This is a genomic window from Mesorhizobium sp. M3A.F.Ca.ET.175.01.1.1 (genome assembly GCF_004791945.1).
Classification (GTDB): Bacteria; Pseudomonadota; Alphaproteobacteria; order Rhizobiales; family Rhizobiaceae; genus Mesorhizobium.
On the sequence record NZ_SRTP01000016.1, the window covers coordinates 60732 to 83671 of the forward strand.

General features: G+C 65.5%; 20 protein-coding genes. 14 read left to right on the forward strand and 6 right to left on the reverse strand.

Annotated features, from left to right (window positions below; translation table 11 throughout):
• Positions 1-8 precede the first annotated feature (8 nt).
• The 3 genes from EN818_RS26750 to EN818_RS26760 all read right to left on the reverse strand — a co-directional run bounded on the left by EN818_RS26750 (position 9) and on the right by EN818_RS26760 (position 3515).
• Positions 9-1334, reverse strand: a complete 1326-nt coding sequence (locus tag EN818_RS26750; RefSeq protein WP_095807658.1) for an ABC transporter substrate-binding protein — start codon at positions 1332-1334, stop codon at positions 9-11.
• 36 nt (positions 1335-1370) lie between these two features.
• A complete protein-coding gene (ugpC, locus tag EN818_RS26755) occupies positions 1371-2447 on the reverse strand; it encodes a sn-glycerol-3-phosphate ABC transporter ATP-binding protein UgpC (RefSeq protein WP_095807657.1) in 1077 nt (358 codons plus the stop codon).
• Between the two features lie 468 nt (positions 2448-2915).
• Positions 2916-3515, reverse strand: coding sequence for a DUF922 domain-containing protein (locus EN818_RS26760; RefSeq protein WP_095807656.1), 600 nt, complete (start codon positions 3513-3515; stop codon positions 2916-2918).
• Between the two features lie 193 nt (positions 3516-3708).
• Here EN818_RS26760 and EN818_RS26765 point away from each other — a divergent pair, with 193 nt between their 5' ends.
• The 4 genes from EN818_RS26765 (at position 3709) to EN818_RS26785 (ending at position 6034) form a co-directional block, all read left to right on the forward strand.
• On the forward strand, positions 3709-4356 hold the full coding sequence (locus EN818_RS26765; protein WP_095807655.1) for a GntR family transcriptional regulator: 648 nt from the start codon (positions 3709-3711) through the stop codon (positions 4354-4356).
• A gap of 306 nt (positions 4357-4662) precedes the next feature.
• Positions 4663-4908, forward strand: a complete 246-nt coding sequence (locus EN818_RS26775; RefSeq protein WP_095807654.1) for a hypothetical protein — start codon at positions 4663-4665, stop codon at positions 4906-4908.
• A 142-nt stretch (positions 4909-5050) separates the two neighbouring features.
• Entirely contained in the window at positions 5051-5680 is a 630-nt protein-coding gene (locus EN818_RS26780) for a glutathione S-transferase family protein (protein ID WP_095807729.1), read from the forward strand.
• Positions 5681-5806: 126 nt separating this feature from the next.
• On the forward strand, positions 5807-6034 hold the full coding sequence (locus EN818_RS26785) for a hypothetical protein (protein ID WP_095807653.1): 228 nt from the start codon (positions 5807-5809) through the stop codon (positions 6032-6034).
• Positions 6035-6267: 233 nt separating this feature from the next.
• On the opposite strand, the gene EN818_RS26795 is transcribed toward EN818_RS26785, so the two are convergent.
• Together EN818_RS26795 and EN818_RS26800 are read right to left on the reverse strand one after the other, a co-directional pair.
• Positions 6268-7275, reverse strand: coding sequence for an aldo/keto reductase (locus tag EN818_RS26795; protein WP_095807652.1), 1008 nt, complete (start codon positions 7273-7275; stop codon positions 6268-6270).
• A gap of 168 nt (positions 7276-7443) precedes the next feature.
• A complete protein-coding gene (locus tag EN818_RS26800; protein WP_245420423.1) occupies positions 7444-7968 on the reverse strand; it encodes a GNAT family N-acetyltransferase in 525 nt (174 codons plus the stop codon).
• Between the two features lie 475 nt (positions 7969-8443).
• On the opposite strand from EN818_RS26800, the gene groL reads away from it, so the two are divergent.
• The 8 genes from groL to EN818_RS26860 all read left to right on the forward strand — a co-directional run bounded on the left by groL (position 8444) and on the right by EN818_RS26860 (position 18840).
• On the forward strand, positions 8444-10072 hold the full coding sequence (gene groL, locus EN818_RS26810; protein WP_095807651.1) for a chaperonin GroEL: 1629 nt from the start codon (positions 8444-8446) through the stop codon (positions 10070-10072).
• 156 nt (positions 10073-10228) lie between these two features.
• Entirely contained in the window at positions 10229-10453 is a 225-nt protein-coding gene (locus EN818_RS26815; protein WP_095807650.1) for a hypothetical protein, read from the forward strand.
• 247 nt (positions 10454-10700) lie between these two features.
• Positions 10701-13196 carry a DNA ligase D gene (gene ligD / locus EN818_RS26825; RefSeq protein WP_095807649.1) on the forward strand — a complete coding sequence of 832 codons (2496 nt, stop codon included), beginning with the start codon at positions 10701-10703 and terminating at the stop codon, positions 13194-13196.
• Positions 13197-13602: 406 nt separating this feature from the next.
• Positions 13603-14511: a Ku protein gene (locus EN818_RS26835; protein WP_095807648.1), complete on the forward strand. Its 909-nt coding sequence runs from the start codon at positions 13603-13605 to the stop codon at positions 14509-14511.
• Positions 14508-15647: a tetratricopeptide repeat protein gene (locus tag EN818_RS26840; RefSeq protein WP_165349862.1), complete on the forward strand. Its 1140-nt coding sequence runs from the start codon at positions 14508-14510 to the stop codon at positions 15645-15647. Before EN818_RS26835 ends, EN818_RS26840 begins: the two co-directional genes overlap by 4 nt.
• A 211-nt stretch (positions 15648-15858) precedes the next feature.
• Positions 15859-16512 (forward strand): alpha/beta family hydrolase, encoded by a 654-nt coding sequence (locus tag EN818_RS26850; protein ID WP_095807647.1) that lies wholly within the window; start codon positions 15859-15861, stop codon positions 16510-16512.
• A 155-nt stretch (positions 16513-16667) separates the two neighbouring features.
• Positions 16668-17438 (forward strand): exodeoxyribonuclease III, encoded by a 771-nt coding sequence (gene xth, locus EN818_RS26855; RefSeq protein WP_095807646.1) that lies wholly within the window; start codon positions 16668-16670, stop codon positions 17436-17438.
• 223 nt (positions 17439-17661) lie between these two features.
• Positions 17662-18840, forward strand: coding sequence for a hypothetical protein (locus tag EN818_RS26860; protein ID WP_095807645.1), 1179 nt, complete (start codon positions 17662-17664; stop codon positions 18838-18840).
• 161 nt (positions 18841-19001) lie between these two features.
• Here EN818_RS26860 and EN818_RS26865 read toward each other — a convergent pair whose 3' ends face one another.
• Positions 19002-19112, reverse strand: a complete 111-nt coding sequence (locus tag EN818_RS26865; RefSeq protein WP_095807644.1) for a lasso RiPP family leader peptide-containing protein — start codon at positions 19110-19112, stop codon at positions 19002-19004.
• Positions 19113-19629: 517 nt separating this feature from the next.
• Here EN818_RS26865 and EN818_RS26875 point away from each other — a divergent pair.
• Positions 19630-21231, forward strand: a complete 1602-nt coding sequence (locus EN818_RS26875) for a WD40 repeat domain-containing protein (protein ID WP_095807642.1) — start codon at positions 19630-19632, stop codon at positions 21229-21231.
• An 83-nt stretch (positions 21232-21314) separates the two neighbouring features.
• Complete coding sequence (locus EN818_RS26880; RefSeq protein ID WP_129552818.1) at positions 21315-22805, forward strand: tetratricopeptide repeat protein; 1491 nt, start codon at positions 21315-21317, stop codon at positions 22803-22805.
• The last annotated feature ends 135 nt before the right edge of the window (positions 22806-22940 follow it).

Here is a 22940-nt window from a genome sequence, read left to right on the forward strand (position 1 = left end):
GGACCGGATCAGACGCGATAGTAGCGGTTGGCGCGCTTTTCGGCCTCTTCCATGGCCTCCTGCGGCGTGGCCTGGCCCGTCACCGCCTTGGCGAACATGTCGACCAGGACATAGTCGGCCATGGTCGCGGCCGAAGCATAGCCGAGCGGCCCGGCATAGCCGTTGGGGCGCAGCGTCGCCGAGGCCTTCGCGTAAGCCGCATTGTTCGGGTCGGCCTTCCACACCGGATTGTTGTCGAAGGCCTTCAGCGTCTGACAGCAATAGCCGGCCGATGACGTGATCCAGTCCGACATCTGCGGGTCCTCGAACATGAACTGCAGGTAGGCTTTGGCCGCGTTGGGGTAGGGCGTGTAGTTGAAGATGACGGCCGTGGTCACCTGGAACAGCTCGACCGATTTGCCGACCGGACCGATCGGCAGGTTGGTGGTGCGGATGTCCTTGGCGATTTCGGCCAGCTTCGGATCGTTGTCCTTGTTGATCTTGGCCGTGTTGTAGGCCGAGATGCCGTTGGCGATCACGCTTATCTCGCCGGCCAGGAAGGCGCGGTTGTTGTTGACGTCGAGCCAGCTTTCGGTGCCGGGAATGAAGGTCTTGTAGAGCTCCTGCGCATACTCGATCGCCTTCAGCGTCTCGGGGCTGTTGATCGTCACCTTGCCGGCTTCGTCGACCATCTGCCCGCCATGGCTCCACAAGAGCCAATGCGCGTAATTGTTGCCGTCGCCGACGCCGTGGCCATGCGTGAAGCCGGCCGGATGGCCTTTCGCCTTCAGCGCCTTGCAAAGCTCGAGGAAGCCGGCCGTGTCCTTCGGGAACTCGGCGAAGCCGGCCTCCTTGACCCAGCTTTCGCGATAGACGATGGCGTTGCCGATGGTGGCCAGTGGCAGGCCGAGGAACTTGCCCTCGCGCGTCGCATATTGTTTCGGCCCGTCATGCCAGCCACCATATTTCTTGCCGAGATACTCGCCGAGTTCGGTGACGTCATGCAGCTTGTCGGGATACTGGTGCGGGTCGTCGAACCAGACGAACATCAGGTCCGGACCTGATCCGACATTGGCCGCGACCGCCGCCTTGGGTCGGATGTCTTCCCAGCTTTCCTTGTCGACACGCACCTCCACGCCAGTCGCTTCGGTGAAGCGCTTGGTGTTCTTCAGCCATTGGTCCTCGTCGCCCTGCACGAAAGGCGACCAGCGCAGCAGCCTGAGCTTGGCGCCATCCTCCGGCTTGTAGGTCAGGCCCTCCTGGGCGAAGGCGCTGGAGCCGACGAAGCGGCTGCCCAAGGCTCCCGCCGCCGCGCCGGCGGTCGTGCGGATGACGTCTCGTCTGGTGAACTTCATGCTCGTTTCCTCCTGTTCGCTTCCTCGTTGCGCGGCCTACCGCGCCGTCTCGATCCGCTTGCCGGTTTCGCCATGAAACAAATGGATGGGGCCAGGCTCGGCCGACAGCCGGATGGTTTCGCCCGGCGCGAAGGAATGGCGCTCCCGGAAATTCGCCACGATGTCCTCGCCGCCGGCCGTGCGGGCGATGATCTGCACTTCCGAGCCGGTCGGCTCGACCACCACCACGTTCGCCGGGATGCCGTCGTCGGCCAGCCGCAGATGCTCGGGCCGCACGCCCAGCACCATCGCTTGGCCGTTGCCGATCGCGGGTGGCGCCGGCAAGGGCACGCAAATGCCGCCGGCGCCGCGGAAGGACGGCGTGCCGTCGCTGGCGAATGTTCCGGTGAGCAGGTTCATGGCGGGCGAGCCGATAAAGCTCGCGACGAACAGGTTGTTCGGCCGGTCGTAGAGCTCCAGCGGCGGTCCGATCTGCTCGACGACGCCGTCATGCATGACCACGATCTTGTCGGCCATGGTCATGGCCTCGATCTGGTCGTGGGTCACGTAGATGGTGGTGGTCTTCAGCCGCTGGTGCAGTTCCTTGATTTCGGCGCGCATCTGCACCCTGAGCTTGGCGTCGAGATTGGAGAGCGGCTCGTCGAACAGGAACACCTGCGGATTGCGCACGATGGCGCGGCCCATGGCGACGCGCTGGCGCTGGCCGCCGGAAAGCTGGCGCGGATAGCGCGACAGAAGCGGCACCAGCCCGAGGATTTCGGCCGCCCGCTTCACCCCGGCATCGCTTTCCGCCTTGGGGACACCCTTGAGCATGAGCGAGAACGCCATGTTCTCGGCCACCGTCTTGTGCGGATAGAGCGCGTAGTTCTGGAACACCATGGCGACGTCGCGCTCCTTCGGCGCAACGTCGTTGACGATCCGGCTGCCGATGGAGATGTGGCCGCGCGAGATCTTTTCGAGGCCGGCGATCATCCTCAGAAGCGTCGATTTTCCGCAGCCGGAGGGCCCGACCAGGGTGACGAACTCGCCGTCTTCTATGTCGACGCTGACGCCATGCAGGATCTCGACGGCTCCGAACGTTTTGTAGACATCGCCAATCGCGACAGACGCCATCGAATTCCTCCCGATGCTCCCTGCGGATCATCGCGGGGAACCGTTTTCTTTCCGGCGTGGTTTGAAACGGATGCCGGCAAGACGGCAGGAATCCACCACTGACGTCGGCGACGGCTGCCCAAGCTCCCCCTGGTCACGCGACTGCAAGACGGTAGCGCTACCAAACCCGCCTGTAAAGCGGCGGCGCAACAGTTCTTCTTCCGCTGGTCAGAACAGATGATCGAAGCTTGCCTGGGGAGGCAGTGCATCCACGCCGGATCGCGCTGTTGCCGTTCAACCTTCAAGTAGAAGTTGCGTAATATTAGACATGACTAAGATGATAGATTTCAACTTGCCCGCGAAAAGCTGACGCGTCAGCGTTCAAGGAGAGACGGCATTGGCCGCTCTCATTCGGCGAGCCGTCATTGCTGTGAATCCGCCAAGGTGCCGGTAAGCGAAACCGCCGCCGCAGGGCGCGTCCCGGCCGGCTTACCCGCCGATCAGGAACGCCGCGATCAGCTTCTGCAGGTTCCCGCCGGGGCCGAACTCGACCTTGTCGAAGTCGCGGCTGGCCTGGCGCTGGGCCTTCGACAGTTCGTCGAGGCGCTTGGTCAACTCGGTCCTGATCTTGGTGCAGCCGGGGTCGTCGGCGACGGTGAGGCCGACGCTGAAGGCCACGATCTTGTCGACCATCTCGACGATGCCGGCGCCGTGCACCTTCTCATGCGCGGCGAGCCCGGCGGCGAAGATATCCCAACGCGCCTGGACAGGTGCGGAGAGCGTTCCGGCGGGCTTCGGCAGCGTGTAGGTGATGATCAGCTTCGGCCGCGCCGACTTCAGCACGCAGCCGCCGCTCTCCGGCCGGTAGTCGCGCTGCCAGGTGAGCTTGAAATTGGTATGCGCGATCACGCGCCGCGCGTTGCCGGCCGAGTCCTTGCCCACCACCGGACCCTTCTCGCCGATCGCGCGATAGAGCGCCTCCGCGGTCTGCCCTGGGATGGCATAGGTCTCGGTCTTCTCGACCGGCTTCCAGTCGGCCCACGCCGGCGCGGAAAGGAGCAGGGCGATGAGAAGGAGGACAGGCTTCATGGGGTCTCGGCAAGGTTGCGGGCAAGGCTTCGTGCATAGCGGCATTCGAGGGCAGGCGCAAAGGCGGCAGAAGATGTCGGCGGCTGGCGGCTTTTTGCCCTCGGCTGTCGGCCCCTTCTGTATTCTCGTATACGGAAATCTGTCCGCCCAGGCGCGTTTCTGCTAGGCAGGCGCATTGGCAGGAGGAATCGCGATGCGGGGTTTTGCCGAGGTCCAGCGGCCGCTGACCGTGGCCGAGCAGGTCGCCAACGTGCTGCGCGAAGCGATCGCCGATGGCAGCCTGGCCGCCGGCACCACGCTGCGCCAGGACGATCTGGCCGAGCGCTTCGGCTTCAGCCGCATGCCGATCCGCGACGCGCTGCGCCAGCTCGAGGCCGAAGGCATCGTGTCGATCCATCCGACCAAGGGCGCGCATGTCGCCGGCATGAACGCCGCCGAGATCCGCGAGATATTTGCCCTGCGCGAGCTGCTGGAAAGCGAGGCTCTGAGACTCTCCCTGCCCAAGCTCGGCCAGGACAGGCTCAACGAGGCCGAGGGCGTGCTCGCCCGCATCGACGCCGAGCCCGATGTCGGCCGCTGGGGCGCGCTCAACCGGGCCTTCCATCTCGCGCTCTACGGCGCCTGCGGCAACGCCCGGCTCTTGTCGCTGATCGAGGCGCACCACAATGCCGCCGACCGCTATGTGCGCGTGCTGTTGTCGAACCTCAACCACCGCGCCCGCTCGCAGGCCGAGCACCGCGAGCTGCTTTCCGCCTGCCGCAAGCGCGACGTCGAGCAAGCGGTCGCCGTGCTGAAGAGGCATCTTGGCGAAGGCATGGAAATGCTGGCGAAGAAGGGGTGAGGGGATTGGCTGAGTAAAGCTTTGGAGGCTGGCGGGACAGCGCCCCCCTCTGTCCTGCCGGACATCTCCCCCACGCGGGGGGAGATCAGATGTTACGCCCGCTTTCGCCAATCGCCGACGTTGCAGGAATGGCGCCGTCGACGGAGCAGCCAATCTCCCCCCTCGTGGGGGAGATGTCCGGCAGGACAGAAGGGGGCGTGAAGGAAAGCCTGCGTTTGTAGTCGCCTCTCTTGCGCCGCTCCGCCGGAACCCCTTCCACCCACCAGCCGTTTTCTTCGCATCACCTCCGACCCGAGGGAAGGAACGATGACCCGCAACGACATCATCTCCGTGCTTGGCCCCGTCGACGAGGCGGTGATCGCCGACATCGCGCTCACCGGCGCCAGCCTGGACGAGCTGCGCGAGGCCGTCGCCTGGATCGGCGCCGACGAGGCGCTGGTCAACGAAGGCCACGCCATGCCCGGTCCGCGCGTGGCAAGGCTGATCGAGATCCTCGATCCCCCCGAGGACGAGCCGGAAGCGCGGGGCGGGCCCGCTGGAGACTTTGCCTGAAGAAAAGAAAGTCGGCGGGATGCGCCCCCTCTGTCGCCTTCGGCGACATCTCCCCCTCGCAGACTAGCTGCCGCCACAATTCGGGTGGCGCCCATGCATGTTCCATGCGAAGCCACTGCTGGGGTGCACAGGGGAATCCACCATGCTCACGTTCTACGACTATCTGCCGTCGCAAAATGCCTGGAAGGTGAGGGTGTTGCTCGGGCTGCTCGGCATCAGCTACGAGACCCGCATGGTGTCGATCTTCGAGGGCGAGAGCCACACGGAAGACTTTCTCAAGCTCAATCCGGCCGGCGCCGTTCCGGTGCTGGGGCTGGACGAGGGCGAGGCGATCGCCGAGTCCAACGCCATCCTGGTCTATCTCGGCGAGGTCTCGCCCTATCTGCCGGCGAACCGCTATCTTCGCGCCAAGGTCATGCAATGGCTGTTCTTCGAGCAGTATTACATCGAGCCGGTCATCGGCTCGCTGCGCTTCTGGACGCTGACCGGCCGGCTGGAGCGCAACAAGGCGCTGGTTGCCGGCAAGCGCGAGGCGGCCGTGCGCGCGCTCGGCGCGCTGGAGCGCAACCTGCAGGACACGCGCTTCCTTGCCGGCGGCGCGCTGACCATCGCCGACATCGCCGTCTATGCCTATAGCCACCGCGCCGAGGATTGCGGCTTCTCGCTTGCCGATTATCCGGCGCTCAGCGTCTGGATCGACCGCGTCAGCGGCGTGATCGGCCCCAACTATCCCGTGCATCCCTACAGCATCGATCCGCATTCGGGCGGCTGACCTCCCGGAACAGAAGGGCGGGGAAGGGCGTTCCCGAAAAGGCGGCGTGCCGGCGCGGCTTGCCGGCCTGTTTGACGCGCGGCAGTTTGGCCCTGCTTTCCGGCAACTGCAAATGGAGGTCAGGAAATGGTTCGCGCCATCGCTTTCGCAGTTCTCGCCGCCGCTTTCGGCAGCGCCCCCGCCATGGCGGAGGAGCAATATTGGGTCGCCAGAGACGCAGTTTCGAAGCAGTGCGAGATCGTGCCGAAGAAGCCGGACGGGACGCTCGTCATCGATCTCGGCAAGAAGAAATACGCCAGCGAGGCCGAGGCCAGGAAGGCCATGGCGGCCCTGGCGGATTGCAACAAGCAGTAGGGTGCTGAACGCCAAAGACTGCCAGGCAGCATTCCTTCGCGCCCCCCTTTGGCCTGCCGGCCATCTCCCCCAGGAGGGGGGAGATCGGATGTCACGCCGGCTTTCGCCAATCTCCAACGTTCCAGGAACGGGCGAGCCGCCGAAGCTGCCAATCTGCCCCCTCGTGGGGGAGATGTCCGGCAGGACAGAGGGGGGCGCTGCCCCGCCAGCATTAGCAAGCAATTCGAACCTGACTACCGATCGACCATCGACATCGTCCGCTCGTTGTAGCGCGGCCCCGACACCTTGTCGGGCGTCAGCGCCATGTCGAGGCCGAGCATTTCGGTGGCGTCGAGCTTGACGTCGGCGGCGGCGACGTTCTCCTCCAGATAGGCCCGCCGCTTGGTGCCGGGGATCGGCACGATGTCGATGCCGAATTCCGGGCCCTTGGCCAGCAGCCAGGCGATCGCCACCTGGCCGGGCTTCACGCCCTTGGCGGCGGCGATGTCGCGCACGGTCGAGGCCGCCGCGACATTGGCGTCGAAATTCTCGCCCTGGTAGCGCGGGTCGCCGCGCCGGAAATCGCCTTCCGGATAGTCCTCCGCTCGCTTGACGTCGCCGGCGAGGAAACCGCGCCCGAGCGGCGCGAACGGCACCAGGCCGATGCCGAGCTCCTTCAGAGCCGGAATGATCTCGGCCTCGAGATTGCGCTCCCACAGCGAATATTCGCTCTGCAGCGCCGAGACCGGATGCGCTTCATGCGCGCGGCGGATGTTGGCGATGCCCGCCTCCGACAGGCCGAAAAAGCGCACCTTGCCTTGGCTGACCAGTTCGCCGACGGCGCCGGCGACATCCTCCATCGGCACGTCGGGATCGACGCGGTGCTGGTAAAGCAGATCGATACGGTCGGTGGCGAGCCGCTTGAGCGAGGCCTCCACCACCTCGCGGATGTGCTCGGGCCGGCTGTCGCGCGCCGTTCCGTCCTGCTTGCCGTCGACGATGCGGAAGCCGAATTTGGTCGCGAGGGTGACTTGATCGCGCCGGCCCTTCAGCGCGCGGCCGAGCAGCTCCTCGTTGATGAACGGCCCGTAGACCTCGGCCGTGTCGAGGAAGGTGCAGCCAAGCTCGATCGCCCGGTGCAGCGTGGCGATCGATTCGGCCTCGTCGGCCGGCCCGTAGGACTGGCTCATGCCCATGCAGCCGAGGCCGATCGCCGAGACTTCGAGCCCCTGGCTGCCGAGTTTCTGTTTGCCGAGGGCCATCTGCCTGTCTCCGAAAATTAGCGCTTGCGAAAATATAGAGGCCGGGCGCCAAGCGTCCAGCCGGACGCCCAGTTGATCAGGATCAAGGCAGCGGCGGCAAGAGGATCGTATCCTTCGCCTGTCTTGGGAAGGACACGAGGCGGACGGGTGAATGGCTCCGGACGGCCGCTACAGGAACCGTCCGGACCGCATGCCAGCCCGCATCAAGCCATCGGCAGCAGCCGGCGCATGATCAGCGACGCGTGGCCGCCGACGCCATGCGCGGCCGGCCGGCGCTCGACCACTTCGAAGCCGTGCTTGGGCGATCGCCCGATCGTTGCCCTCGATCACCTCCAGCGCGATGCTCGGAATGCCGGCATGGGCGGCGAGCACGGCGTGCAGCAGGTCGACCGCGAGGCCGCTTCCGAACTCTTCCGGCTCGACATGCAGCCGGTCGAGCAGGACGCCGCCCTTCTCGTCCATCGCCGCCATCGCATAGCCGGCGATCGAGCCGTCGGTCCGCTCGGCGACGAACGACATCTTGTTATTGTCGGCGAGCTCGGCCGCCAGCTTCTCCGGCGCATGCTTCTCGTCGGACAGCCGGGCCGTGTTTTGCTCGCCCATGATCGGCGAGTAGGTGCGCCGCCAGGAGCCTCCCAGCAGCCGCGAGACGGCGGTGAGGTCGTTCTTCGTCATCGCCCGAATGTGGGTCATGGCAGCCTCCTTGGTTTGCTTCAAAGATATGGCGAAGCGCCGGGACAGCCAATCTCCCCCCAAGTGGGGGAGATGTCCGGCAGGACAGAGGGGGGCGCTGTCCCGCCGACCGATCGAACTTATCCACTCAGAAACCGGTTGAGGCAAATCGCACAATTCCTGCGTATTGCTCCAACGCCGCGTTCCTTCGCGCCCCCCTCTGGCCTGCCGGCCATCTCCCCCACGAGGGGGGAGATCAGCGCTCCACCGCTTCGCCAAATTGACTCATTGCCGCTCTCCGCCATCCGGCGACGGGAATGCTGCGCCGCACAAAGTCCACCGCACCCCAATCCCGAATAACTCTGTGTTTACAGCGCCTTGAAATTAAGACCGGGGGCGAAAAATTCCCGGCCGGCGCTCTTGAAACCCCTTCGCGCCAGACTAGTTGCGATAGACGCGCGGGGCAGGCTGGCGCGCCTCGCGGAGGGAGGGTTCCATGGCTGCAAAGGAAGTGAAATTCAACACCGAAGCCCGCGACAAGATGCTGCGCGGCGTCGATATCCTGGCCGACGCGGTGAAGGTGACGCTCGGCCCCAAGGGCCGCAACGTCGTCATCGACAAGTCATTCGGCGCGCCGCGCATCACCAAGGACGGCGTGACGGTGGCGAAGGAAATCGAGCTGGTCGACAAGTTCGAGAACATGGGCGCGCAGATGGTGCGCGAGGTGGCCTCAAAGACCAGCGACGTCGCCGGCGACGGCACCACCACCGCGACCGTGCTCGCCCAGACCATCGTGCGGGAAGGGGCCAAGGCTGTTGCCGCGGGCATGAATCCGATGGACCTGAAGCGCGGCATCGACCGCGCCGTCGAGGCGGTCGTGGCCGAGATCAGGGCCAATGCGCGCAAGGTGACTCGCAACGACGAGATCGCTCAGGTCGGCACCATCTCGGCCAATGGCGATGCCGAGATCGGCCGCTTCCTGGCCGAGGCGATGCAGAAGGTCGGCAATGAGGGCGTCATCACCGTCGAGGAGGCCAAGACCGCCGAGACCGAACTCGAAGTCGTCGAAGGCATGCAGTTCGACCGTGGCTATCTCTCGCCGTATTTCATCACCAACCAGGACAAGATGCGCGTCGAGCTGGAGGAGGCCTATCTGCTCATCCATGAGAAGAAGCTCTCCAACCTGCAGGCGCTGCTGCCGATTCTTGAGGCGGTGGTGCAGTCGGCCAAGCCGCTGCTGATCATCGCCGAGGACGTCGAGGGCGAGGCGCTGGCGACGCTGGTCGTCAACCGGCTGCGCGGCGGCCTCAAGGTTGCCGCGGTCAAGGCGCCCGGCTTCGGCGACCGCCGCAAGGCCATGCTGGAGGACATCGCCATCCTCACCGGCGGCCAGGTCATCTCCGAGGATCTCGGCATCAAGCTTGAGAACGTCACGCTCGAGATGCTCGGGCGCGCCAGGCGGGCGACCGTCGAGAAAGAAAACACCACCCTTGTCGACGGCGCCGGCAGCAAGGAGGAGATCCAGGCCAGAGTCGCCCAGATCCGCCAGCAGATCGAGGAAACCACCTCCGACTATGACCGCGAGAAGCTGCAGGAGCGCCTGGCCAAGCTCGCCGGCGGCGTCGCGGTGATCCGCGTCGGCGGTTCGACCGAGGTCGAGGTCAGGGAACGCAAGGACCGCGTCGACGACGCGCTGCACGCCACCCGCGCCGCCGTCGAGGAGGGCATCCTGCCCGGCGGCGGCGTCGCGCTGCTGAGATCGGCGAAGGCGCTCGATCAAGCGGTCGGCGACAATCCAGACCAGAGGACCGGCATCGAGATCGTGCGCCGAGCGCTCGAAACGCCGGTGCGCCAGATCGCCGAGAATGCCGGCGCCGAAGGCTCGCTGATCGTCGGCAAGCTGCGCGAGAGCCAGGAATTCTCCTTCGGCTGGAACGCCCAGACCGGCGACTATGGCGATCTCTACGGCCAGGGCGTGATCGACCCGGCCAAGGTGGTGCGCACCGCCTTGCAGGATGCCGCTTCCATCGCCGGCCTGCTGGTCACCACCGAGGCGATGGTGGCGGAAAAGCCGAAGAAGGAGAGCGCTCCGGCGATGCCGCCGGGAGCCGGAATGGGCTACTGAGGCGGCGTGCTTTAGGCGCGCGTGACAGGCGATCTCCACCGCCTGGCCAGGTGGGGAGATCGGCGCTCCTTCGCCCCGCAAAATTGACTCGGTCTCCGCTCTCCGTCATCCTTATGGTCGGCCGCGTCTTCGCGGCAGCGTGTTTTGAGTGAAGCCATGGCCAGTTCCGCCGCCAGAGAGAATTCCCGCCGCGCCGCGGTGAAGAAGGCGCTCGAGCGCCATAAGGTCTATGTCACCGCGCAGCACTTCTCCGGCGGCACCTACAGCGCCCGCGTGCTCGTCGACGGCGAAGCCTACTGGGTCGACGAGTTCCGGCTTGACCAGCTGCGGCAGGGGCTTACGCCCGCCGAGCTGGAACTGACGCCGGCCGCCGACGATTGAGCACTCACGGATGACGACTGAGAGGCTGGCGGGACAGCACCCCCCTCTGTCCTGCCGGACATCTCCCCCGCAAGGGGGGAGATTGGCGGTTTCGTTGCCGGCGCCTTTCCTGCAATATTTGCGATTGGCGAAGGCGGTGGTCACATCTGATCTCCCCCCTTGCGGGGGAGATGTCCGGCAGGACAGAGGGGGGTGTGACGGAACGCGACGTCCGGAAGGCGCGCGAGCCGCCACCCACGCCTGATCCATGCCCACCAAACTCAAAAGCTACCGCGCCAAGCGCGAATTCTCCCGCACGCCGGAACCCGCAGGCGGACCTGCCGGCGAGGGCGGCAATCGCTTCGTCGTCCACAAGCATCACGCCACCGCCGACCATTACGACCTGCGCCTCGAAGTCGGCGGCGTGCTGAAAAGCTGGGCGGTGCCGCGCGGACCCTCGCTCAACCCGGCCGACAAACGGCTCGCCGTCGAGACCGAGGACCACCCGATCGAATATATCGACTTCGAGGGCGTCATTCCCGAGGGCGAATATGGCGGCGGACCGATGATCGTCTGGGACACCGGCATCTGGGCGCCGATGGAGGATGTCGAGAAGAGTTTGCGCACCGGCGCTTTCAAGTTCCGCCTGGCCGGCGAGAAGCTGAACGGCGGCTGGATGCTGACGCGGCTCAAGCCCAAGCCCGGCGAGGACGAGCACAAGAAGAACTGGCTGCTGTTCAAGGAGCGCGACCTCGCTTCCGACACCGAGCTCGACATTCTCGAGGCGCGCCCGGAAAGCGTGAAGTCGGGCCGCCGCATCGAGGAGCTGGCGGCGCCTTCCAAAAAGCCGGAACGCCTGCCGCCTAAGCCCGGCTCGCTGAAACCGGGAGCGCTGCCCGGCGCCGTCAAGGCCGAGCCGCCCGCCCGCATCGAGCCGCAGCTCGCCACGCAGGTGCCGAAACCGCCGGGCGGCGATGATCCGGCCGAGCGCACCGGCGAGCTCTGGCTGCACGAGATCAAGTTCGACGGCTACCGCACCATGGCGCATGTGGTTGACGGCACTGTGCGCCTGATCACCCGCGGCGGCCTCGACTGGACCAAGCGCTATGGCGATCTCCCGCAGGCCTTTTCGCGACTGCCCGTCAGCCAGGCGATCATCGACGGCGAGATCGTCGTGCTCGACGACAAGGGCATCTCCCGTTTCGCGCTGCTGCAGGATGCGCTCTCGATCGGGGCCGGCAGCAAGCTGCATTTCTATGCCTTCGACCTGCTGCATCTCGACGGCTGGGATCTGCGCAAGGCGCCGCTGCAAAGGCGTAAGGCGCTGCTTGCCGAACTGCTCGCCGGCCAGGCCTCCAATTCCGCCATCCAGTTCAGCGACCATGTCGAGGGCTCGGGCCAAGGACTCTACGACCAGGCGACCGAGCTTGGACTGGAGGGCGTCGTTTCCAAGCGCGCCGACGCCGTCTATCTCAGCGGCCGCACCAAGAGCTGGACCAAGATCAAGGCGCGCCAGAAGGGCGATTTCATCATTGCCGGCTTCACGGTTTCCGACCGGGCCGAGGGGCTGGCCGCGCTCGGCCTCGCCGAATTCGAGGACGGCGAGCTGCATTATCGCGGCAAGGTCGGCACGGGTTTCGACAGGGAGATGGCGAAAGACCTGCTCGCCCGGCTGGAGCGGCTGACCGCCGGCGCGACCCCGCCCGAAGGCGTGCCGCGCGAAGTGATGCGCGAGATGCACTGGGTGAAGCCGCTGCTGTCGGCGCATATCCATTATGCCAACCGCACCGCCGACAATGCGCTGCGCCACAGCGTCTTTCGCGGCCTGCGCGACGTCGGCGGCCTGACCACGCCGGTGCCGGTCAAGCGCAAGCGGCTGATCGCCGAATCCGACCTCGCCACCATCTGGGTCACCAACCCGGAGCGCCGCCTGTTCGGCAAGACCGGGCCGACCAAGCTCGACATCGCCGTCTATTACGCGCTGGTCGGCGATTTCATGCTGCCGCACATCATCGGCCGCCCGGTGTCGCTGGTGCGCTGCCCGACCGGCCGGCCGCAGGACTGCTTCTTCCAGCGCCATGCCTTCACCGGCATGCCGGCCTCGGTGGCGGTGTTCGACTCCGTCAATTCGGAAGGCGAGACCAAGACCTATCTCTCGGTCGAGGACGCTAAGGGCTATCTGGCGCTGGCGCAGTTCGGCGTCGTCGAGTTCCACACCTGGGGCACGCACCGGACAAAGCTCGACAAGCCCGACCAGATCGTCTTCGACCTCGATCCGGGCGAGGGCATCACCTGGCGCGAGGTGGTGGAGGCGGCGGTCCACATCAAGGCCGGGCTCGAGGGATTGGGACTGGTGCCTTTCGCCAAGACGTCGGGCGGCAAGGGCGTCCACATCACCGTGCCGGTGACGCGCAAGCAGAACTGGAAGAAGCTGCACCAGGCCTCGAGCGCCATTTCCACCATGCTGGCCGCGACCGCGCCCGACACTTTCGTCACCACCATGGGCAAGGAAAACCGCAAGCGCCGCATCTTCATCGACTTCCACCGCAACGCCCGCGGCCACACCTCCGCCGCTCCCTATTCGCTGCGCGCTCGCACCAACCTGCCGGCCTCGACGCCGGTGAGCTGGACCGACCTGGAGGCCATCGACGCGCCCGAGGACCTGAACTACGCCTCGCTGCCGGGGCTCTTGGAGACGGCGGGCGATCCGTGGGCGGAGATCGATGAGGCGGCGAGGGACTTGCCGGTGATGGGGGAGAGGTAGTTGGAGGCGTAGTGTTCCGTCACACCCCCCTCTGTCCTGGCGGACATCTCCCCCGCAAGGGGGGAGATCAGCTGTCGCGCCGCCCTTCGCCAATCTCCAGGGTTGCAAGGCTGGCGCAGCCCGCAAAGCTGCCAATCTCCCCCCTTGCGGGGGAGATGTCCGGCAGGACAGAGGGGGGCGCTGTCCCGCCAGCGTCTCACCTCCATCTCCAATCGACGCTTCTTACAATTTGAACTATCCTCTCACCAAACCCGCCCCAGAAAACATTTCGTCAGCAATTTGCGCGTACCATCAAGGGTCGGTGTAGGATTTCCACGGCGCCAACCGTCCTTACGGACGAAGCGCTGCAGAGAGCATGAAAATGCTCCAACATGAATGTCAGTGCATGGCCGCGTAGGAGTTCATCATGGCGCCCAGGGCAAGTTGGAAAGGTTACCTCAAGCTCAGCCTCGTCAGCTGTCCGGTCCGGCTTTATCCGGCCACCAGCGCGAGCGAACGCATCGCGTTCAACCAGCTGCACAAGAAGACCCACAACCGCATCAATATGAAGCCGGTCGATCCCGAGCTCGGGCTGGTCGAGCGCTCGGACCTGGTCAAGGGTTACGAATACGAGGACAAGCAGTACATCATCATCGAGGACTCCGACCTCGAAGCGGTCAGGATCGAATCCAACCACACGATGAACATCGAGGCCTTCGTCGACGAGGGCGAGGTCGATGTCATCTATCAGGACTCGCCCTACTATCTGGCGCCCGACGGCGCCATGGCGGAGGAAACCTTCGCGGTGCTGCGCGAGGCGATGCGCCGGTCCGGCAAGCTGGCGATCGCGCGCCTGGTGCTGTCGAGCCGCGAGCGCGTGGTGACGATCGGCCCGCGCGAGAACGGCATGTTCGTCTGCACCTTGAGGAATCCCAACGAAGTGCGTGGCACGGCTGAATATTTCGGCAACATTCCTGCCGGCAAGCCGGATCCCGAAATGCTGCAGCTCGCCGAGGCTCTGATCAAGCAGAAGGAGACCACCTTCGATCCGAAGAATTATGAGGATCGCTACGAGGTGGCGCTGATGGCGATGATCCGCGAGAAGCTCAAGGGCCACAAGCCGATCATCGCGGCGGCACCGGAGCGCGGCAACGTCATCAACCTGATGGATGCGCTGAAGGCCAGCCTATCGCAGTCGGCCAAGCCGCCGGCCAAGTCGAAGAGCAAGGCCGAGGAAGCGCCGGCCAAACCCGCCAAGAAGGCGGCCGCTGGCGGCGCCGCTGAAAATCCGCTGAAGGCGAACCTCTTGAAGGCCGTCGGCAAGAGCAAGAAGTGACGGCAACCACGGGGCCAGTCATCGTTCCGGGCGCCGTCTTCGGCGTCGTCGGCGCTCTGGCCGCCTTTCCATTGCGGCTTGCCGCGCGCGAGGTCGAGCGCCGCCATGCCGAATTGAGGCGCGGCGTCACGCGGCGCACCACCCATGTCGTGTTCGGCCGAACCCTACTCGCCAAGGCCGCCATGACGAGAACCGGCGATGCCGCCATCGAGCGCCGGGCAAGAGCCGAGCGCGAGGCCGGGCGCGAACTGATCAGCGAGAACGGCTTCCTGCGCCTGCTTGGGCTTATCAAGGCGCCGGAGACGTCATCGCTGTCCCGGCAGTCGCTCATCGACCAGTCGCGGCTGGCCGGCGCGGATCTCGACTTGCTGTCGCTGTTCGACGCCTTCGAGCATGACGCCGAACCCTATTCCTTCCGCGATCTGATCCTGGCGCGCAAATATGCCGGGCTGATCGCCAGCGGCGCCGGCTGGGGCGCGATCGCGCGCTCGGTCCATCGCTCCGGCCCGGTCGCCTCGCTCACCGCCAAGTCGCTCAATCTCGGCTCGCAGCACGGCCGCCCCGACGCGATCTATCTCGACGACGGGACGAGCGAGCTCGACGGCCAGCTGCTGTTCGACCTCGGTTCCCCAAATTCGGGAGTGTCTGGAGACGACACGCTGGAGGAGCTGTTCGCCGAGGCCGAAGCGGCGGAAGAAGAGGGGCGCCACGACGATGCGGCCGCGCTCTACCAGCGCTGCCTGGCGATCGACCCGAAAGACGCCATCGCCGCCTTCAACCGCGCCAACTGCCTGCGCGGCGCCGGCCGCGCGGCGGAAGCCGCACACGATTACGCCCGCGCGATAAAGCTCGATCCCGGCTTCGTCGAAGCCTGGTTCAACCTCGCCGGACTAATGAGTGACGAGGGCAAGGTGGCGTCGGCGCGGCGGCATCTGCAGAAGGCGATCGCGCTCGACAAGGCTTATGCCGACCCGGTCTTCAATCTGGCCCGGCTGGAGTTCGACGCCGGCAACCTGGCAGAGGCGCGCCGGCTGTGGGTGCGGTATCTGGAGCTGGATGCGGTGTCCGAATGGGCAAGGCTGGCGCAAAAGGGGATCCAGTTCGTGGATTTGCATATGGCGCGCACGGCGGGGTGAGCGAGATGTTTGCGCTTGAACACCCCCCTCTGTCCTGCCGGACATCTCCCCCGCAAGGGGGGAGATTGAGCGCTCTGCCGCTTTCGCCAATCTCCAACGTTTGTGGAATGGGCAGGGCGCCCGAACTGCTGATCTCCCCCCTTGCGGGGGAGATGCCCGGCAGGGCAGAGGGGGGCGCGACGGAACTCGGCCTCTCTATAGAGGCCACCCCGTGACCCACTTCCTCTTCGATGGCCCCGACACCGCTCCCGTCACCATCCTGCTCGCTCACGGGGCCGGCGCGCCAATGGACTCCGCCTCGATGGCCGCCACCGCCAAGGCGCTCGCTGCCGCCGGTTTCCGCGTCGCGCGTTTCGAATTCCACTACATGGCGGCGCGCCGCTACGGGCACCGCAAGCCGCCGCCCAGAGCCGAGACGGTGAACCCGGAATACATCAAGGCGATCGCCGATCTGCGCGCCAAGGGCGTGAGCGGCAAGCTCATCATCGGCGGCAAGTCGATGGGCGGGCGCGTCGCCTCCATGGTCGCCGACGAGATGTTCGCCAAGGGCGAGATCGCCGGCCTGGTCTGCCTCGGCTATCCCTTCCATCCGCCGGGCAAGCCGGAGCAGTTGCGCACAAAGCATCTCGCCGACCTGAAAACGCCGACGCTGATTTTTCAAGGCACGCGCGACGAGTTCGGCACCAGGGACGAGGTGGCGACCTACGGCCTGTCGGCGGCAATAGAGGTGATCTGGTTGGAGGACGGCGACCACGATCTGAAGCCGCGCAAGGCGATCTCCGGTTTTTCGACGGCGGATCATCTGAAGACGGTGGCGGAGACAATCGGCGCTAAATTCGCGCAGCCCTCCGGCTCGTCATCCTAGGGCGAAGCGACGCGCGCAGACCCTAGGATCCATGCCGTGACGCCAAACCGCTGCAACAGTTCAGAATTCTGCCCCGCCGCGTTCCACGGCGAGCGTCACGGCATGGATCCTCGGGCCAAGCCCGAGGATGACGAAGCGAAAAGCGTCCCCGGCAAATGAAACTCGCCACCTTCAACATCAACAACATCAACAGCCGCCTCGAAAACCTGCTGGCCTGGCTTGCCAAGGCAAAACCCGATGTCGTCTGCCTGCAGGAACTCAAGGCGCGCGACACGCAGTTCCCGCTGAGCCGGCTCGCCAAGGCCGGCTATGGGGCGGTGTGGAAGGGCGAGCCGACCTGGAACGGCGTCGCCATCCTGGCGCGCGGCTCCGAACCGGTGCTGACGCGTGACGCGCTGCCCGGCGACGACGCCGACCGGCAGGCGCGCTACATCGAGGCGGCGGTCAATGGCATCGTCATCGGCTGCCTCTATGCGCCCAACGGCAACCCGCAGCCGGGGCCGAAATTTTCATACAAGCTCGCCTGGCACGAACGCTTCGCAGCGCATGCCGCCGAACTCCTCGACACCGGCCTGCCGGTGGTGCTCGCCGGCGATTTCAACATCGTGCCCGAGCCGCGCGACATCTACGCCACGCGCTCCTATGACGACAACGCGCTGGTGCAGCCTGAAAGCCGCGCCGCCTTTTCAGCGCTGCTCGAGCAGGGCTGGACCGACGCGCTGCGAAAAGTCTTCCCCAAGCAGACGCTCTACACCTTCTGGGATTATCGCCGGAACCGCTGGCCGCGCGACGCGGGGCTCAGGCTCGACCACATCCTGCTGTCGAAGAAGCTGGCGCGAAAGCTGAAGGGTGCGGGCATCGACCGCGAGGTGCGCGGCGAGGGCAACGCCAGCGATCATGCCCCGGTGTGGGTGGAGTTGGGGTGAGGCTATTTAAAGCGATCAAACGCCGGGTTCCCGCCCACCCCCCTCTGTCCGGCAGGACAGAGGGGGGCGCTGTCCCGCCGACATCTCGGCCTTACTGCCAACATCTCGCCAGTGTCCGTTGTGCGCCAACGATCTCTCACGTTAGTTTTGCCGGACTTAAAGGGGGGACTCCGATTTATGCCTGTCATTCTGGATATTCTTCTTTCGCCCTCGCGCTTCCGCCATGGCTGACGCCCTCGTCGTCCTCGTCTCTATCCTCGTCCTCATCGGCGCCGTCGCCCTCGTCTTGCTCACCTTTCATCTGCGCCGCAGGCGCCGCAAGGCGCGCGGCAGCGCCGACCCGGCTCGCGACTATGCGTCCCGCACCAACTGGCGCGGCAAAGGCGGCGGGCTCAATTTTTCGTCCTTCGTGTTCATGGATGTCGACGGCGACGGCAGGTTCGGCCTGGCCGACCGGCCGATGGGCGGCATCGTGGTGCGGGCGTTCGACGACAGCGGCGCCTTCCTCGCCGCGGTGCGCACCAACAATGGCGGCTTCGCCAATTTCGTCATGTCGGCGAGCAAGCGCCGCGCGATCCTGCGCAACGCCGGCGCCTATCGGTTCTCCGTCTCGGTGCCGAAAGGTTGGCGCGTCAGCACCGGCAACGAGACCCAGACGCTGCGCCTCGATGAACTGCCGGGCTCGCCCGCGGGTCTTGCCGGCGAGGACCTGCCGAAGGCGGTCGGCCTTGTCCCCGCACGCTTCGTGCGCGGCATGGCGGCGGCCGAGGCAACACTTGTGCTTCTGGGCGGCGGTGGGGTTTTGCAGACCAGGCAGCTCACGCCCGGCAACTTCCTCGTCGATCTTCCCGCGGGAGCCGACATGCTCAGGGTTTCGGGCTCCGGCCTCGACCGGCGCCTGGCGCTATCGGCTTACCCCATCGACCTCGGCCGGTTGCGGCCGGATGCGATCGCCGCCGACGCCGCGCTCGAGACGATCGGCTTCGACGATGTCACGCCGCTGGCGTTCCAGAAGATCCCGTCCGGCTATGGCGGGCTCGACTGGCGCAACCTCAACGCCATCGCCAGGAACTACGTCAAGGACAGCCACGGCTATCTGAACGGCAACAGTTCGGGCAATCACAGCGCCTATACCAGCAGCGGCCATGCCGCAGAGTTCGGCGCCGCCTCGCCCTTCGGCTTCCATTCGGTGATGCTCACCGCGGCATGGCTGGCCTCGGAAGGCGAGGTGGCGTTGATCGAAAGCTGGTTGGGCGATGAACTGGTCGGCAGCGACGAAATCGTGCTCTCGGCGCTGGCGCCGGTGCATTACGCGCCGATGCTGAAGGCTGTGACGCGCGTGCGCATCTCCACCAGGCATTGTTGGCAGCTTGTGCTGGACGACCTGGTGCTGGCGCGTTGAGCGCCTAATGCCCAGAGCAATTTCCCATCAAGACGAACGACTTAAGCGCGTCAGCTGGATCTGTTCTTCAGCACGACGCCTCAAGCGCCCGACATCAAAAACCCCGCCGCACCAAACGAAGCGCCGCGTGATGCCGGTCCTGATGATGCGAAACGGGTAGATCAGGCTGGAGGCGGAGGCGGAGGCGTTATGATCGAAGCGCCGTTGCCGGCGGTGATCGCGGACAGCTTGCCCTTGCGGACCAAGCTGGGCTTCTCGTAGCTCTTCTTCATGGTTCAATCCCCCTGCAGCGCCTTGGCGAAACGCTCAAGGCAAAGGTGTCACGTTCGAAACCTGCGCCGATCAATCCGCGCCCGATACCGGAGCGTTTGCCGTGATAGCCGAAAGCTTGCCTTTCCGGACGACAATGGGCTTCTCGTAGGTCCTCTTCATGCCGTGTCTCTCCTGAAAATCCCCGGCGGATAATGTCACATGCCGGTCTGCTGTCAACGAAGCGGGCGGATGTTCCTGTTTATTCTTGAGGAATTCGGACTTCTGTTGCACGCCGTCAACACTTGACCAGCAGCGCAGTCCACCTTTGCCCAGATATTGGCGTCGCGAGGCGAGAAAATCTGCAACCTAGCCGTGGTCACGAACGTGAAGGGCATCACCGACGGCGGCAGGCTTATGTGCTCTCCTGTCGATTCCGGCTCTTGCGGCGGTGCCGTTTCCCTGAAACGGTGAACCGCTCTAAGCTGGTGAAATCGCTTCTCCCAGCATGGAGATGCGCTCGGCCCGGGGGGAGAACCGATGCGAAGATCGACCGACAGGCTGCTGGCGCTGGTGATGTTGGCTGTCGGCGCCGCCTGCTTCGCCAAGCTCTATCTCGCGCTCGGGCCCGGCCTGGAAGGCTTCGCCTCGCTTCGTTCCGAGTTGTTCGGCGCGGCCGGCCTGCTCTCGGTCATGGCCGGGCTGCTGTTCATCGCCGGCCTGCTGCCGGCCGCCGCGAGGCATGACCCGTCGGCGCCGCTGTTCGGCCGCGATGCCGAGATCGCGCCGGCCGGGCGTCCTCGGCTGCGCGGCATCGTGCTTACCGTGCCGCTGCTTGCCGTGCTGGCGATCGTCGCCGACCAGACCGGTGCCTGGTTTGCGCCGAGCGGCGAACCGGCACAATCCAGGGAAGTCGCCGCCCCGGCAGCGCCCGCGACGCCGATAGAGCCTGCGCCAGCTCCGCAGCCGGCCAGCCCTGCTCAGGAAAAGGCAGCGACCCCGCCCGCCGAGCCCATCGCGACGCCTGCCCAGCCGACGCTTCCCCAGGTGCCCTTGGCCGAGGTGCCGCCCGACCTGGCGCATCCTCCGCGATCGCCGCCGTCGACGCCAGCCCAGCCGTCGACGCAAGAGACGGCCCCGGCACCCGCAGCTGCCACCCAGCAAATCGCGTTGCCGCCCGCCACGCCGCCGGTGACGGTGGCGCCGCCGCCTTCGCCGCCCACCCAGCCGACCGCGCCGGACGGCCATCGCGATGCCGTCGTCTGGCTGGCGGTCTCGCCCGATGGCCACGAGATCCTGAGCGCCAGCACCGACCGCATGATCAAGCTCTGGGACATCGACGGCAAGCGGCTGATCCGCAATCTCGGCGAGCACAAGGACATGGCGCGCGCAGCACTCTTCATGCCCGACGGGAAAAGCGCGCTCACCGGCGGCGACGACGGCGAGATCGTGCTGCGCCGGCTATCGGATGGCACCGTGCTGCGTGTCTTCTCGTCAGGCCTGAACGGCGGTGTCAACAAGCTGGCGATCACCCCGGACGGCAAGCGCGCCGTCAGCGGCCACGACAGCACCGGCAAGGTCATTGTCTGGGACATCGAGAAGGGCTTGGCCTTGCATGTGATGCCCGGACACCAGTGGCCGGTCAGTTCCGTCGCCGTCTCGCCTGACGGCACCAGGGCGCTCACCGGCAGCATCGACGGCGAGCTGAAGCTCTGGGACATTGTCGCCGGCAAGCAACTGCGCAGCTGGCACGGCCATGAGCGCGGCACCTATGGCGCCGTCTTCACCGCCGACGGCCATCATGTGGTGACCGGCAGCGGCGACTACACGATCAAGCTCTGGGACCTCGACAGCTTCAAGGAGGTCGGCCGCTTGGACGGTCATTCCGGCACCGTCTACTCGCTAGCGCTGTCCGCCGACGGCAAGCGGCTGGCATCGGGCTCGCTCGACGGCACGGCAAGGATCTGGAATATGGAGACCGGCGCCGAGATCGCCGAATTCGACCCCGGCACCGGCCCGATCTATTCGGTCGCCTTCGCCGCCGACGGCACGCTGCTCACCGGCGGCATCGACCGCACCATCCGCGGCTGGCCGGCAACGGGAGGGGATGGCGTGGTGCTGTTCGCGGGCGCGCCGGAGTAACGGAAGCATACATCAGCGCCCATATTCCAGAACAGCGCGACTTGCGCTAATGATTACTGGTGGCTGCAAGTGGGTGGGGGACGGTGAGCAAGAACGACTGGCCGCTTGAAGCGGACACGACTGCCATCAGTCCGCCTGTGCGGCGTCGCAGAAAAATTCTACCGATAATCCTGCTATTGCTGGCCACCTTTGCGCTGCTCGGGCCTGTGCGAAATTATTATGTGCAATGGTCTGCCATAAGGAAGATGCAAGCTGCCGCCCTAGCCAAGGACTACAGCGAAGAATTTCGTCAGCTGTCGTTGTTGGCGAAAATGGGCAACCGGGATTCGCAGGGCTACCTTGGCGCGATGCACTGGCGCGGCGAGGGAACCGAACAGAACGACGAGCAGGCGGTCTTCTGGTGGCGCAAGTCTGCCGACCAAGGAAATGCGGAGGCTGCGGCTGCGCTTAGTCAGGCGTATTCTCTCGGGCGCGGTGTCGCCAAGGACGATCGGCTTGCTGCCAGTTTGGCGAGAGAAGCGGCGGACAAGGGCAATGCAAATGGTGAGTACCAGCTCGGCGTTCTCTATTCTCGAGGCCAGGGGCTAACCAAAAGCGATGAGCAAGCGCTCTATTGGTGGCGCAAGGCGATCGATGCGGGAAGTGTCGAGGCCGCGTACAGTCTCGGTCAAGCCTACTTTAAGGGTCTGGGCATCAAGAAAGATGACAAAATCGGAGCGATGTGGATTCGCAGGGCGGCCGACAAGGGATATGCCGAAGCCGCCTATGTTCTCAGCACGGCCTACAAGTTCGGTCTGGGTGTCGACAAGAACAGCCAGCTTGCCGCCACCTGGGCTCGCAAGGCTGCGGATCAGGGAAACGCAGACGGCCAATACATGCTCGGCGTTCTCTACCACCTCGGTGAGGGGATGGTGCAGGACGATAGCCTGGCATTTCAATGGTGGATGAAGGCCGCGACCAGCGGCGTTCATCAGGCGCAGTCCAGCGTTGCAGGCGCCTACGCCGCGGGCCAAGGCGTGGCCAGGGATGACATTCAGGCATTTGCGTGGATGAGCAAGGCGGCCAATCAAGGCGACGCTTTTGCGCAATCCAGTCTGGGCGGCATGTATGCGCAAGGCAAAGGTGTGGCCCGGAGCGACGCGGAAGCGGCGTCTTGGTGGTTGAAGGCGGCCAATCAGGGCGATGCCAGCGCGCAGCTCAATCTGGGTGCCGCCTATGCAAAAGGCGCTGGCCTGACCCAGAGTGATGCGAATGCGGTGCAATGGTGGTTGAAGGCGGCCAAGCAGGGGGATGTTACGGCCCAATTGTGGGTGGCGTACTCCTATGCCAATGGCAAGGGCATCGCCAGGGACGACAAAGCCGCCGAGACGTGGTGGCTGGAAGCGGCCAAGGCGGGAAATGTCGATGCCGAGTTCAGCCTTGGCACGCTCTATTACCGCGGGATTGGCGGCAAGCCGGATTACCCGCAAGCAGCCAAGTGGTTCCTGAAGGCGGCCGAACACGGCAACGCCCAGGCCAAGACCTATATCGAACTCATGAAGCAAAACGGGCAGCTCGACAGCAAGACCTTGTGAGGCAAGTGCCTTCAAGGCTGGCAATTTGGCGAACGCCTGCGCGACATCGACCTCCCCCCTTGCGGGGGAGGTGCCCAACAAGGCAAAGGGGGGTGTGACGGAACGCGGCCTTTGGCGTGCGGCCATCGCAGAGGA

Bases quoted from the DNA above. Each gene is read 5' to 3' on its own strand.
- EN818_RS26785 (WP_095807653.1), top strand. From the start codon at position 5,807: ATGGTTCGCGCCATCGCTTTCGCAGTTCTCGCCGCCGCTTTCGGCAGC.
- EN818_RS26775 (WP_095807654.1), top strand. From the start codon at position 4,663: ATGACCCGCAACGACATCATCTCCGTGCTTGGCCCCGTCGACGAGGCG.
- EN818_RS26765 (WP_095807655.1), top strand. From the start codon at position 3,709: ATGCGGGGTTTTGCCGAGGTCCAGCGGCCGCTGACCGTGGCCGAGCAG.
- ugpC (WP_095807657.1), bottom strand. From the start codon at position 2,447: ATGGCGTCTGTCGCGATTGGCGATGTCTACAAAACGTTCGGAGCCGTC.
- xth (WP_095807646.1), top strand. From the start codon at position 16,668: ATGAAACTCGCCACCTTCAACATCAACAACATCAACAGCCGCCTCGAA.
- ligD (WP_095807649.1), top strand. From the start codon at position 10,701: ATGCCCACCAAACTCAAAAGCTACCGCGCCAAGCGCGAATTCTCCCGC.
- EN818_RS26800 (WP_245420423.1), bottom strand. From the start codon at position 7,968: ATGACCCACATTCGGGCGATGACGAAGAACGACCTCACCGCCGTCTCG.
- EN818_RS26865 (WP_095807644.1), bottom strand. From the start codon at position 19,112: ATGAAGAAGAGCTACGAGAAGCCCAGCTTGGTCCGCAAGGGCAAGCTG.
- EN818_RS26860 (WP_095807645.1), top strand. From the start codon at position 17,662: ATGGCTGACGCCCTCGTCGTCCTCGTCTCTATCCTCGTCCTCATCGGC.
- EN818_RS26795 (WP_095807652.1), bottom strand. From the start codon at position 7,275: ATGGCCCTCGGCAAACAGAAACTCGGCAGCCAGGGGCTCGAAGTCTCG.
- EN818_RS26875 (WP_095807642.1), top strand. From the start codon at position 19,630: ATGCGAAGATCGACCGACAGGCTGCTGGCGCTGGTGATGTTGGCTGTC.
- EN818_RS26835 (WP_095807648.1), top strand. From the start codon at position 13,603: ATGGCGCCCAGGGCAAGTTGGAAAGGTTACCTCAAGCTCAGCCTCGTC.
- EN818_RS26750 (WP_095807658.1), bottom strand. From the start codon at position 1,334: ATGAAGTTCACCAGACGAGACGTCATCCGCACGACCGCCGGCGCGGCG.
- groL (WP_095807651.1), top strand. From the start codon at position 8,444: ATGGCTGCAAAGGAAGTGAAATTCAACACCGAAGCCCGCGACAAGATG.
- EN818_RS26780 (WP_095807729.1), top strand. From the start codon at position 5,051: ATGCTCACGTTCTACGACTATCTGCCGTCGCAAAATGCCTGGAAGGTG.
- EN818_RS26760 (WP_095807656.1), bottom strand. From the start codon at position 3,515: ATGAAGCCTGTCCTCCTTCTCATCGCCCTGCTCCTTTCCGCGCCGGCG.
- EN818_RS26815 (WP_095807650.1), top strand. From the start codon at position 10,229: ATGGCCAGTTCCGCCGCCAGAGAGAATTCCCGCCGCGCCGCGGTGAAG.